We start from the raw sequence: 12,702 nt of genomic DNA on the forward strand, positions 1-12,702 counted from the left end.
CTCTCCCTCAGTTGATCGGTACGAGGACGACGGTGATGTTGTCGGCGCCGCCACGCTCGTTCGCGAGGGCGGTCAGCGCCCGGGCGGCGCGGAGCAGATCGGATTCCTTCCGTACGGCGCCGCGGACCGTCGCGGCGAACTCAACCGGGTCGCTCAGGTAGTTCCACAGGCCGTCGCTGCACAGCACCAGCAGCCCGGGCTGTTCCGGCCGCAGCGTCGCCGTGTGGGGTTCGACCGGGCCGGCGTCCGCGCCCAGCCACGCGGTGATGGCGTGCGCGCGGGGGTCGACGGCGGCGGCCCGCGGGTCGATGCCGAGCCCGATGGCGTGGGCGGCCCACGAGTCGTCCTCGGTGAGCTGCTCGGCGTCACCCTCGTCCGGGATCCAGTACGCGCGGCTGTCACCGACCCAGCCGTACCCGATCTCCCGCCCCCGGACGCAGGCGGCGACGATCGTGCACGCGGGGTTCGAGGCCGCCCGGCGCGGATCGCCGGTGGAGGCAAGGGCGGCGACGGCGGCGCCGGCGACGGCGATCGCGGCGCCGACCCGCGCGGCCAGGCCGCCCGGCGAATCGGCCGGCACGCCGGAAGCGAGCACCCGGCCCGCGGCCTCGACGGCGACCTCGGAGGCGATGTCCGGGTCGAAGGAGGCGGACACGCCGTCGCAGACCACCGCGTCGACGTCGGCGTCCCGGGCAGCCAGCCACATGGCGTCCTCGTTGCGGTGGTGGCGCAGCCCGCGGTCGGTCACCGCGGCGGCCACCGTCGCGACGGCGGTCTCGGCGTGGTCGCGTGGCCGCACGACGAGCCGGCCGCAGTGGCCGCAGTATCCGTCGGCGCCGACGGCGTCGGTCGTGCCGCAGGCGGGGCAGTCGGCGCCGGCCGCCGGTGGCGTGCCGGTGGCGAGCGTCCTGCCGCAGCTCTCGCAGAACGCCGCGCCGGCCGCCCGCTCGTCGCCGCACGAGGCGCACCCCGTGACCACGCTCATGTGCGGGTCCTCGGCCGGGAGACGTTGGCGAGGTCGACGAGCCGGATCTTCTCGTCGCCCTGGGCGGCCCGGGCCATCTCCCGGTACGCGGCCTCCAGGGCGAACCGCAGGTCCCGTTCGGAGGCGACACCGTCGCCGGCGCCGCCCAGCACCGCCGCCGGCACCTGGGCTCCGCCGCGCAGCACGGTGAGCGCCTGGTCGAGCAGTTCGGCCCGCAGGGCGGCGAGCGCGGCGGCCTCCAGTTCCAGGCGGTTGATCAGCGCGGCCGCGGTGGTCAGGGCGGCGACCGCGGGCGGCGCCGACGGATGCGGCCGGACCAGAGCGCGTACGGCGCCGACCTGGGAGCCCCGGTACGCGGCCGACGTGCCCGGCACCCGGTGGTACGCCTCGACCGCCCCGTCGCGGTCCCCGGCGGCGAGCCGGCACCGCGCCAGCCCCGCCGCGGCGGTGGTGTACGCCGGATCGGTGCGGCTGACCACGTCGTAGTACCTGGCCGCCTCGGTGTGCCGCCCGGCCCGTTCGAGGCCGAACCCGAGCGCGAGCTTGGGCGCGAGCTCGCCGGGCAGCGCCGAGTAGACGGCGTCGAACCGTTCCCGGGCCCGGTCGAGGTCGCCGGCTGCCAGCCCGAGTACCCCGTCGTACCAGGCGATCCGCCAGTCGTCCGGGAAGGTGGCCGATGCGTCGCGCAGCCGGGTGGCCTCCGCGAACCCGTCCGTCCCGAGGTCGAGGTACGCCCGCAGCGCCCGCAGCCGCACCTCGACCGTGTGCTCGGGTGCCCGCCCGAGCAGGGTGAGCACCTGCCGGGGGTCGGTGACGGTCACCGAGGCGAGGAACGCCGCCGCGGGATCGGTGAGGTCGATGAGCGGCGCCGGCAGGAACCGCCAGTCCGGCTCGTCGACGCGGGTGTCGGTGCGCAACTCGCCGGTGAACAGGCGGGAGGTGGCGGGATGCGGCTCACCGCCGGCGGCCAGCACCTCGCGCAGCACACCCAACATCTGTTCGGACATCTCGGCGGCGTCGGTGAACCGCTCGGCGGGATCGGGGTGGGTGGCCCGCCGCAGCAACCGGTGGAACGAGTCGTGTTCGCGGTAGGCCGCGAACTCGCCCGCGTCGGGCAGGCTTTCCTTGAACGTGGTCTGGTAGCCGCGGAAGTCGGTGGTGAGCACGGCCAGGGTCCGGCCGACGGTGTAGAGGTCGCTCTGGACCGACGGTCCGGCGTGCGCCAGTTCCGGCGCCTGGTAGCCGACCGTGCCGTAGAGCGCGGCGTCGTGGTCGTCGACGTGCACTACGCCGCCGAGGTCGATGAGCTTGACCTGGTCGCCGGTCTGGATGACGTTGTCCGGCTTGAAGTCGCAGAAGATCAGGCCCCGCTCGTGCAGGTAGCCGAACGCCGGCATGATCTCCAGGACGTAGGCCAGCGCCTGGTCGACGCCGAGCGGGTCGGGGGCGCCCTTGGCGGCCCGCCGGTCCTTGAGGATGTCCTTGAGCGAGTCGCCGCCGACGTACTCCATGACGATGTAGCCGGCGCCGTCGTGCTCGACGAAGTTGTAGATCCTGACGATGTTGGGGTGCTCGACCTCGGCGAGGAAGCGCCGCTCGGCCACCGCCGCCGCCAGCGAGTCCCGGTCGCCGGAGTTGAGGATGCCCTTGAGCACCACCCACCGGTCCGAGACGCGTTTGTCGACGGCCAGGTGGATCCAGCCGAGGCCGCCGTGGGCGAGCGCGCCGACCACCTCGTACTGGCCGCCGACCAGGTCGCCCTTGTCGAGCTTGGGGGCGAAGTCGAAGGCCGCGCCGCAGGAGGAGCAGAAGCCGGAGGTTCGCCCGGGCCGGTCACCGCGGGCGCGTCCGACGGGTTGGGCGCAGGCGCCGCAGTGCCGCCGGTCCTCGGGCACCTCGGCGACGGCCATGACGGCGGTCGCCGGGTCCCGCGGCGGCAGCGGGGCCACGTCGACCAGTCCGCCGCCGAACCGGCGCCGCCGGGTGCCGGTCCGCGCGCTGCCGGTCCGCGCGCTGCCGGTCCGCGCGCTGCCGGTCCGCGCAGATGCACCCGTCCGCACGGACGCGGCGACCGACGGCGCGGTCCGGACCGACGGCGTGGTGGGGACCGACGGCGCGGTGGGGACCGACGGGGCGGTGCGCTGTGGCGGCGCCGTGCCGGGCCGGGGCGGCGCCATCCCGCAGGTGTCGCAGTACCCGTCCTCGATCGTGCCTGGACAGTCGCGCGGGCAACCCATCTACCGGCCCTCCCTCGGGGTCGTCAGCGCGGAGACCGCCTCCTGGTACGCCGCCACGGCCGCCCGTGCCGCGTCCAGGTCGCAGGGTGCGGTGTAGAGCGCGGCGTGCGCCTCCTCCGCGAGCGGCAGGAGCGTGGCCTCCTCGGCGAAACCCCGGCTGCCCGCCTTGGCCCGGTACGCGTCGAAACGGCCCCGCAACTCGTTGCGCCCGGCCAGGAGCGCGGTGTTGCGTGCCGCGGCGGCCTCGAGGGCGGCGAGCCGATCCCGGGCGTCCCTGTTCCAGGCGGCGAGCCGCGGGCTGATCAGCGCCCACTGCCCGGCCGCCGCGAGGGCGTCGATGGCGACCAGGTCGGGGCGCGGGTCCGAACCGGGCACGGCGGCGATGTCGGCGTCGGCGAACCGCCCGGCGACCGATTCCTCGGCGGCCTCGGCGGTGCGGGCCGCGTCCGCGACCCGGCCCGCGAGGGCCCGCGCGTCGGCGAGCCGCTGGGTCAGCGCCTCCCGCAGTTCGGCGGCCGAGGTGCGTTCCGCGTCGGCCCGCTCGACGAGCGCGCGCACCGCGTCGAGCGCGCGTGCGTCGCAGCCCAGCGGGTCGGTCGCCAGCGCCGAGGTGAAGTCGCCGAGCCGCCGGTCCGCCTCGTCGAGGGCGGCCGAGCGGGTCAGCGTCCGCAGGTGCGCGACGCGGGCGGCGGCGTCCGCGGCGGCGGGCGTCAGCCGGTGCCACACGTCGGCCGCCCTGGCGGCCACCGCCACCGCGGTCCGGAAGGCGGTCTCCATCGCGGACAGCAACTCGGCGGGGGAGCAGGTGGTGGCGACCCGGCCGGGGCCGAGCAGTCCCCGCTGGGCGAGCGGGACGGTGGTCGTGGAGAGCGTGATCGACCGCCCGAGCACCTGGTCGACGTACGCCGCGCGCTCGGCGTCGCCGAACCGGCGCTGGCCGCGCGCCGCCCGCGCCGAGGTGATCAGCGTGGTCAGCAGGCCGTAGCCCTCCCACAGCCGGGTCAGCGCGGCGGAGGCGTCGGCCCAGGCGGCCGCGGTCGCGCCGGTGAGCGGACCCCGGTCGAGGTCCTTGCGGGCCTCGTTGTCGTCGAGCTCGACCAGGTTGGTCGCGATCACGGCGGCGGCGGACTCCAGCCGGGAGAGTTCGGTGTCGGCGCGGGCGATCATCGGGTCAGTCCCGGTATCGCGCGACCGGCGGCCGCGGCGCCGCCGGACCGACGTCGCCGAGCCACCGCTCGTAGGTCCGCTTCCAGGTGCCGTTCGCGCGGTTCTTCTCCAGGACCGCGTTGACGAACCGGGTGAACTCGGGGTGCTTGTTCGAGATCGCCAACCCGTACGGCTCCTGGGTCAGGGGCAGTCCGACGACCTTCGCGTACGGGTCCTGCGCGGCGAGCCCGGCCAGGATGGTGTCGTCGGTGGAGATGGCGTCGACCTCGTTGCGCTGGAAGGCGACGAGGCAGGCGCCGAAGCCGGGCCGCGCCACGGCGATTGGCTTGCTCCGGGCGGCGGCGATGGTGTCGAACGAGGTGGAGCCCTCGGCGGCGCAGACGCTTCTGCCGGCGAGGTCGTCGAGGCTGCGGGCGTCCGAGGTGGAGGAGACGAGCACCTTCTGCCCGGCCTCGTAGTAGATCGAGGAGAAGTCGACGTCCTTCCACCGGGAACAGGTGGCGGTCATCGTGTCGGCGACGATGTCGACCGGGTTCTCGGCGTCGACGGCCTCGACGCGTTCGTCGTACCCGATGACCCTGATCTGGATCTTGTCGGGGTTGCCGAAGATGGCCTCGGCGATCTGCCGGCCCATGTCGACGTCGAAGCCCTCGATTTTGCCGGTGAACGGGTTGCGCGAGCTGAACAGCAGCGTGTCCTGGCTGGTGCCGATGATCAACCGGCCCCGGTCCTGGATCGCGCGCATGTGGCTGCCCGCGGGCATGGCCCCCGGCTTCGGCAGGGCTCCGGACGGGCGCCGGCTGGCACGCGGGTCGCAGGAGGTGTCCGCGGCGGTTCCCGGGCCGGCCGTCGCGGCCCCGGCGGACGGGCCGGACACCGGCCGTCGCGACGAGTCGCCGGAGCATCCGGCCACGGCCAGCAGGGTGAGCGCGGCGGCGACGGCGGCGGCGCGGGTGCGCATCAGCGGTACTCCTCGAGGCGGGCGCGGATGCCGGCGGCGGCGAGCGCGCAGACGGCCAGGGCGAGCAGCGGGCCCAGCACGGTGAGCAGACCCAGGCCCTGCCCGGCGGCGGCGATCTCGTGGGTAAAGACGTCCTTGCGGCCGTCCAGCGCGCGCCCGAGGCCGTCGGTGAGCCCGGCGAAGGTCCGCGTCGTCGTCGCGCCGATCGCCAGCTTGACCGCGCCCTCGTAGTTGCCGCCGTTGTCGAGCGCGCGCACCTTGTCGTGGGCGATGACGTAGTCGCCGCGCTCTCGCACCGCGGCCTCGACGTCCACCTCCCGGGCGAGGTCGTCCAGCAGGGCGCCGAGCTTGCGGTCGGTCTCGTCGAAGTCCGTTTCCAGAGAGCCCTCGCCGGCGCGGGCCGCCAGGGTCAGGGCCTCGTCGCCGCGTTCGCGCAGTGCCAGGATCCGCGCCTCGGCGAGCATCGCGACCGGTCGCGATCCCTGTTCGCCGGCGCTGGACAGGTGTGCGCGCTGTCCGACGAGAACCGTCGCGGTCGCCAGGGTCAGCAGGAGCGTGCCGCCGGTGGCGGCGACCAGCGGCACGTTGAAGGTGCGCCGGGTGGTGCGGCTGAGGTGACGCTGGGCGAGCACGAGCGTCACGAGCAGGGCGAGGAGCAGGACCACGAGCAGCGCCGTCCAGGCCGTGCTGCGCGCGCGGGAGTAGCCGTCGTCGACCTCGGCCTGGGCGCTGCGGAAGAGGAGCTGCGCGTGCGGCTGCAACGAGTCGCGGCTGAGCTGGGAGGCGGTCGACAGGTACGCCGCGCCGACCGGCAAGCCCTGGCGGTTGTTGGCCCGGGCGCTGGCGACCAGCGCCGCATAGCGCGGGATGTCGGCCGACAGCGTGCGGATCGCCGCCGCCGCGGCGCCGTTCGCGGGCGTACGCCGGGCCGCCGAGGTCAGCGCGGTGGTGGCCCGGACCAGGTCGGCTTCGTAGCGGCGGGTCAGCTCGGCCGGCTCCAGCCCGCCGGCCAGGAACGCCTGCGCGGCGGTGGTGTCGGCGTCGGCCAGCGCCGAGTAGACGGTCTCCGCCTCCACGAGCAGCGGCTGGGCACGACCCTCCAGGTCGTCGGTGCCGGCCCGGGCCGACGCGGCGGTGAGGCCGGCCACGAGGCCGGTCAGCAGGCCCAGGACGACCAGCGCGGCCAGGATCAGCCGGAGCCGACCGGGGGAGGTGTGCCTGAGCTGGCCCACCCGGCGCAGGACCCTGCTCGTCGCCGGGAGCACGGTGCTCTCCGGCCGGTCGAGCTGGGCTGTGCTCAAGCTTCCTCCGTCGATGCAACGCGTGGTGGGACGCTCACCGGAGACACTGTGCCGCACCGGCGCAAACGATCTTCGCCCGCCGCGGATCGACAGATTCTATGCACCCGGACGGGCCCGCGGGATCACCCTGCGGGCCCGTCCGGGTAAGGATCAGGTAAGGGCGCGCTTGAGCAGCTTGCCGGTGGCCGTCATCGGCAACGAATCCACGAAAGTGATGACGCGCGGGTACTTGTAGCTCGCCATCTGCTCCTTGGCCCAGGCGCCGAGTTCCTCCTCGGTGACGGTGGCGCCCTCCTTGCGGATGACGTACGCCTTGATCTCCTCGCCGTGGCTCGGGTGGGGCACGCCGATGACCGCGGCGAGCGACACACCCTCGTGGGTCAGCAGGATCTCCTCGATCTCGCGCGGATAGACGTTGAAGCCGCCCCGGATGATCATGTCCTTGGCGCGGTCGACGATGTAGTAGAAGCCGTCCTTGTCGCGCCGGGCCAGGTCGCCGGTGCGGAACCAGCCGTTGTTCATGACCTCCGCGGTGGCCTCCGGGCGGTTGTAGTAGCCGCGCATGATGTTGTGGCCGCGGATGGCGATCTCGCCGATCTCGTCCACGCCCTCGACGGTGTTCCAGGACTCGTCGACGAGCCGGACCTCGACGCCCCAGATGGGGATGCCGATCGAGCCGGGGCGGGGCTCGCTGTCCGGATCGCTGAAGGTGGCCACCGGCGAGGTCTCGCTCAGGCCGTACCCCTCGAGGATCTGCACCCCGAAGCGGGCCTTGACCTCCTTGATGATCTCCACGGGCAGGCTGGAGCCGCCGCTGACCGCGATGCGCATGGTGCGGGCGATCTTCTCGACGTCCACGCCCTCGGAGAGGGCGTTCAGCAGGCCCCAGTACATCGTCGGGACGCCCGCGAAGAACGTCACGTCCTCGCTCTGCAGCAGCTTCACCGCCCCGGCGGCCTCGAAGCGCGGCATGAGCACCAGGGTCGCCGCCGAGGAGAAGCCGGCGTTCATGTTCACCGTCGAGCCGAACGAGTGGAACAGCGGCAGCACCAGCAGGTGGGTGTCGGTGCCGGGCCGGGTCTGGAACAGCCGGTTGCAGGTGAGCGCGTTGAGGATGAGGTTGGAGTGGCTCAGCTCGGCGCCCTTGGCCTGCCCGGTGGTGCCACTGGTGTAGAGGATGACGGCCGGGTCGGTCTCGGCCGCGAGGACCGTCTCGAAGACCGGCGACCGGCCGGCGAGGGCCCGCCCCAGCGTCTCGGCGCCCTCGATCGGCGTCGGCGCGGCCGGGTCGGCGGTGATGAGGAAGAAGTGCTCGCAGCCCTCGGTGGCGGTGTAGCCCGTGTGGCCCTCGGCGCCCATCGGGAGCTCGGCCGAGCCCTCGAAGCAGAAGTACGCGCGGGCCTGCGAGTCGGCGAGGTGGTAGGCGACCTCCCGGCCCTTGAGCAGGACGTTCAGCGGCACCACGACCGCGCCGGCCTTGAGGATGCCGTAGTACACGATCGGGAAGTAGGGCAGGTTCGGGCAGGACAGCGCGACCTTGTCGCCCGGCCGGATGCCGCGCGAGACGAGCAGGTCGGCCACCTGGTTGGCGGCCGCGTTCACCTGCGCGTACGACAGTCGCTGGTCGCCCAGGACGACCGCCGCGCGCTCCGGATAGTGCCGGGCGCTGTCCTCCAGGAACACGGAGAGATTGAGCATGCGTGGTCTCCTCGACATATTCGCGTGACGTCGATGTCGATCCCAGCATGCCGGCATGCGGTAGGTAAACCTCGGGTTGCTCTCCGCTTCCTTACCTCGGGCCCCGGGCTGCCGATGGGAGGGGATGCCGCCGTCCGACCGCCGTGCCGAAGGGATCGCATCCATGCCGAGCCCGCTGCCGCACGCCCGCGTCCGGGCGGTACGGAACAGCGCGCTGCGCGCCGCCGTGGTGCCCCTGTTGTGCGTGCCGTATCTGGCGAGCACCTGGTCGGGCGAGCACCGCCCGGCCATGGCTGTCGTGGTGGCCGTGCTGCTGAGCCTCTCCCTGCTCACGGCGGCCACGGCGAGGTTGATCGCCCGGTCCCGGCTGCGCCGGATGGTGCAGTTGACCACCCTGGTCGCGACCGTGGAGGCGTACGCGGCCCTGGCGTGGCTCGACGGCGGCGTGTACAGCACGATGGGCGCGCTGCTGCCGTTCGCCGTCATGCTCTTCGCCGTCACCATGCCGCCGCGCCCGTTCGTGGTCACCGGCGCGTTCAGCGCCGTCGCCTACTGGGTGGTGGTCCTGACCGGGGGACCGGCGCCACCGGGATACGCGGCCATCTACACCGTCGGCATCATCTGCGTAGCCGCCACCTGCCTGCGGTACGCCGGCGCGATGGCGTCGCTGCGGCGCCGGCTCGCCGAGCAGTCCCGGATCGACCCGCTCACCCACTGCCTCAACCGCCGCGGCTTCGACGAGCGCCTCGCCGGGGAGCTCGCCGAGGCGGCGCGTACGGGTGATCCGGCCGTGCTGCTCCTGATCGACCTGGACTCCTTCAAGGCGATCAACGACACGTACGGCCACCGCGCCGGCGACGAACTCCTGGCCTTCACCGGCCGGACCCTGATCGAGCAGCTGCGCGCGCACGACGCGGTCGGCCGGGTGGGCGGCGACGAGTTCGCCGCGGTGCTCAGCGGCATCGACGCCGAGGGCGCCGCCATCGTGGTGGAGCGGCTGTACGCCGCCCTCGACGGCACCGCGTCCGCCAGCATCGGTTTCGCCTGCTACCCGGCCGAGGCGGGCACCGCCGAGGAGCTCAAGCAGCTCGCCGACGAGCGCGTCTACGCGGACAAGGCCAGCCGGAACCGGCAGATGCCGGGCGCCGAGGCGGTCTCCCGGGTACTCAGCGAGCCGTCCGCGCCCGAGCGGCCGACCGTCTCGCCGCTGGAGCGCCGCCGCCGTGCCATCGCCGCCGGTGGCTTGCTGGGCGCCGCCGACCCGGCCGTCGGCATGCTGTTCGTCCTGGGATTCGCCGCCGGCCATCCGCACCGCCTGCTGCTGGGTGTGCTGATGACGGCGGCGATCATCGTCGGTGTGACGGTGCGGCTGCTGGCCACGCCTCTGAGCCGGCATGCCGCCGCCGGTGGTCTCGTCATGGCGGTCACGGTGGTGCAGTTCGCCATCGCCCTCACGGTCGTGGCCCTGGACGGCGGGGCCGGCAGCCCCCTCGCCTTCGGCCTGTTTGCCCCGATGCCGTTCATCGTCATGACGACGCCACGCCTGGGCCGCCCGCTGGTCGCGGCGATCGCTCTCGGTTATCTGGGCATCGCGTTCTTCGTCGGCACGCCCAGCATCTGGTTCGCCCTGTGCCACCTCAACGGTGCCCTGGCGGTCACCCTGGTGTGCGCGCGCAAGGCCGAGGAAGCCGCGCGGCAGCGGCGCCGGCTGAGCGAGCTGTCGCGCACCGACCCGCTCACCTCGGCCCTCAACCGGCGGGGGTTCACCGAGCGGTTCGCCGCCGAACTGTCGCACGCCCAGCGCCACCACCGGGCCCTGGCGCTGCTGCTGATCGACCTGGACGGCTTCAAGCAGGTCAACGACGTGCACGGGCACGCCGCGGGCGACGACCTGCTGGTGTGGGTGGCCACCACCCTGAAGGAGGGTCTGCACTCCCACGACGTCGTCGGCCGGCTCGGCGGCGACGAGTTCGTCGTCCTGCTCACCTCGCACGACGCGCCGGACGTCGAACGGGCCGCCGACGATCTGCGGTCGGCGATCGAGGCCCGGATCGGCGCGAGCATCGGCATCGCCGTCCTGGGCGAGCACGGCGGGGAGTTCGACGAGTTGTACGCGCACGCCGACGCCGACCTCTACGACCACAAGAGCGCCTCGGGCCGCGGCCGCAGCCGGCGCACCGAGCCGCCGACCGCCGAGCCGACGGCGGTTTGCGAGCTTAGCGAGTATCGACAAGCGTCGAAACAATAGCGCGTTCTCCTCCGCCTGTTCCGCGAGCAGGATGGCGTTAAAAGCGCCAGGAAGGGAGCGAAAGCCGATGGCAGGCAACAAAGCGGTCGTCTACCAGGGCCCTGGCAAGGTGGAGATCCGCGACACCGACTACCCGACGTACGAGATGAAGGACGGCCCCGGCGTCAACAAGGCCAACGTCGGGCGCAGGACGCCGCACGGCGCCATCCTCAAGACCGTCGCGACCAACATCTGCGGCAGCGACCAGCACATGGTCCGCGGCCGCACGACGGCGCCCGAGGGGCTCGTGCTCGGCCACGAGATCACCGGCGAGGTCGTCGACATCGGCCGCGACGTCGAGTTCATCAAGGTGGGCGACATCTGCTCGGTGCCGTTCAACATCTCCTGCGGCCGGTGCCGCAACTGCAAGGAACGCCGCACCGGCGTGTGCCTCAACGTCAACCCGGACCGGCCCGGCTCGGCGTACGGCTACGTCGACATGGGCGGCTGGGTCGGCGGTCAGGCCGAGTACGTGATGGTCCCGTACGCGGACTGGAACCTGCTGCCGTTCCCGGACCGCGACCAGGCCCTGGAGAAGATCCTCGACCTGGCCATGCTGACCGACATCTTCCCGACCGGCTACCACGGCTGCGTCAGCGCCGGCGTCACCACCGGCTCCACCGTCTACATCGCGGGCGCGGGCCCGGTCGGCCTGGCCGCCGCCACCTCCGCCTACCTGCTCGGCGCCGCGGTCGTCATCGTCGGCGACCTCAACGAGCAGCGACTGGCCCAGGCCCGCAGCTTCGGCTGTGAGACCGTCGACGTCAGCCGCGGCGACCCGGTCGACCAGGTCCAGCAGATCCTCGGCAAGGACGCCCCGTCGATCGGCCAACCGCTCGTCGACGCGGCGGTCGACGCGGTGGGCTTCGAAGCGCGCGGCCACGGCGTCGACGCGGCGACAGAGATGCCGGCCACGGTCCTGAACTCCCTGATGGACCTCACCCGCGCCGGCGGCGCGATCGGCGTCCCCGGCCTCTACGTCACCGGCGACCCCGGCGGCGTGGACGAGGCGGCGAAGATCGGCTCGCTGTCCATCCGGCTCGGGCTGGGCTGGGCCAAGTCCCACTCCTTCGTCACCGGCCAATGCCCGGTGATGAAGTACAACCGCGAACTGATGATGGCCATCCTGCACGACCGGGTGCGGATCGCCAAGAACGTCAACGCCACCCCGATCCCGCTCGACCAGGCACCGCGCGGCTACCAGGAATTCGACGAGGGCGCGGCCCGCAAATACGTCCTCGACCCGCACGGCATGATCCGCTCCTGATTTTCAGGCACGGCCACAGCCCTTTCAGGAACGGCCACAGCCCTTTCGGGTACGGCCACAGCGAGGTCCCGCCGCACACCGCGGCGGGACTGCGCCGTCCGAGCCGTTGCGCGACCGCCGGGCGGACGCGGGTCCGCGCTCAGGTCGTCTTTCAACCTGCTTGGCGCGGTTGGTGCCTTCCCTGTGGTGGGTGATTTGTAGGTACTCCTACACCACACGCGCCGAACCGGTTAGAAAAGGAGGGTGCTGGCGAGGAACGACGGATTGTCTTCCTCGACCACGTCGCTGGGCGGCGGTGCCGCGATGTCGGCCTGCACCCCGTAGTCCGAGAACGTGAATACCGTGTTCTGATCGGGGGACTTCGCAAGGAAGTCGCGGCTGACCCTGGCGAAGCGTCCCTGTTCGTCGAGTTCTGCGCCGATCCTCATGTCGATGCTCGGGCGCTGTCGCGAACTGGGCCTTGTGTCCTTGACGGTGAGTTTGCCGGAGAACGAGCGAGTACCGGTCCTGGAAATGCCGGTGGCACGGGTCGCTGGATTGGCCTGGTTCCAGGGGAAGGCGTCGTGGAAGACCACGGACAGTTCGCGGCCGTTCGGCAGTCGGCTGTGGACCCAGCCGCCCGCTTTCAGGTGGGCAGTGGTGGCCGGTAGGAGGATCATGGATTCCAGTGTCTTGCCGCTCGCCTGCACGTAGAGCTCTGTTCCGACTCGGCGGACGACGTACTCCTTACCGGTGATCTCCCAGTTCTTCGTCTGGGCATTCACTACGCCGGTGTAGCCATGAGGGGGCGTCACTGTAG

General features: G+C 72.8%; 9 protein-coding genes. 2 read left to right on the top strand and 7 right to left on the bottom strand.

Translation table 11 applies throughout. The features are described 5' to 3' along the window. Nucleotides 1–7: 7 nt before the first annotated feature. From AB0M36_RS11835 to AB0M36_RS11860, 6 genes are all read right to left on the bottom strand, one after another. Nucleotides 8–985 carry a PP2C family serine/threonine-protein phosphatase gene (locus AB0M36_RS11835; protein WP_364155597.1) on the bottom strand — a complete coding sequence of 326 codons (978 nt, stop codon included), beginning with the start codon at nt 983–985 and terminating at the stop codon, nt 8–10. Further along, nucleotides 982–3,222: a tetratricopeptide repeat protein gene (locus AB0M36_RS11840; protein WP_364155599.1), complete on the bottom strand. Its 2,241-nt coding sequence runs from the start codon at nt 3,220–3,222 to the stop codon at nt 982–984. The genes AB0M36_RS11835 and AB0M36_RS11840 overlap by 4 nt, the downstream gene beginning before the upstream one ends. Further along, entirely contained in the window at nt 3,223–4,389 is a 1,167-nt protein-coding gene (locus tag AB0M36_RS11845; RefSeq protein ID WP_364155600.1) for a hypothetical protein, read from the bottom strand. A 4-nt stretch (nt 4,390–4,393) separates the two neighbouring features. Next, nucleotides 4,394–5,350 carry a glutamate ABC transporter substrate-binding protein gene (locus AB0M36_RS11850; protein ID WP_364155602.1) on the bottom strand — a complete coding sequence of 319 codons (957 nt, stop codon included), beginning with the start codon at nt 5,348–5,350 and terminating at the stop codon, nt 4,394–4,396. Then, entirely contained in the window at nt 5,350–6,651 is a 1,302-nt protein-coding gene (locus tag AB0M36_RS11855; protein WP_364155603.1) for a hypothetical protein, read from the bottom strand. The genes AB0M36_RS11850 and AB0M36_RS11855 overlap by 1 nt, the downstream gene beginning before the upstream one ends. A 150-nt stretch (nt 6,652–6,801) precedes the next feature. Further along, entirely contained in the window at nt 6,802–8,349 is a 1,548-nt protein-coding gene (locus tag AB0M36_RS11860) for a long-chain fatty acid--CoA ligase (RefSeq protein WP_364155605.1), read from the bottom strand. 163 nt (nt 8,350–8,512) lie between these two features. Between AB0M36_RS11860 and AB0M36_RS11865 the strand changes: the two genes are divergently transcribed. Both AB0M36_RS11865 and fdhA read left to right on the top strand, forming a co-directional pair. Beyond that, complete coding sequence (locus AB0M36_RS11865) at nt 8,513–10,597, top strand: GGDEF domain-containing protein (RefSeq protein WP_364155606.1); 2,085 nt, start codon at nt 8,513–8,515, stop codon at nt 10,595–10,597. 67 nt (nt 10,598–10,664) lie between these two features. After that, entirely contained in the window at nt 10,665–11,903 is a 1,239-nt protein-coding gene (gene fdhA / locus AB0M36_RS11870; RefSeq protein ID WP_364155608.1) for a formaldehyde dehydrogenase, glutathione-independent, read from the top strand. Nucleotides 11,904–12,133: 230 nt separating this feature from the next. Here the strand turns inward: fdhA and AB0M36_RS11875 are convergent, their stop codons facing one another. After that, entirely contained in the window at nt 12,134–12,667 is a 534-nt protein-coding gene (locus AB0M36_RS11875; protein WP_364155610.1) for a hypothetical protein, read from the bottom strand. Nucleotides 12,668–12,702: the final 35 nt, after the last annotated feature.

The organism is Actinoplanes sp. NPDC051346 (assembly GCF_040682215.1).
Taxonomy (GTDB): domain Bacteria; phylum Actinomycetota; class Actinomycetes; order Mycobacteriales; family Micromonosporaceae; genus Actinoplanes.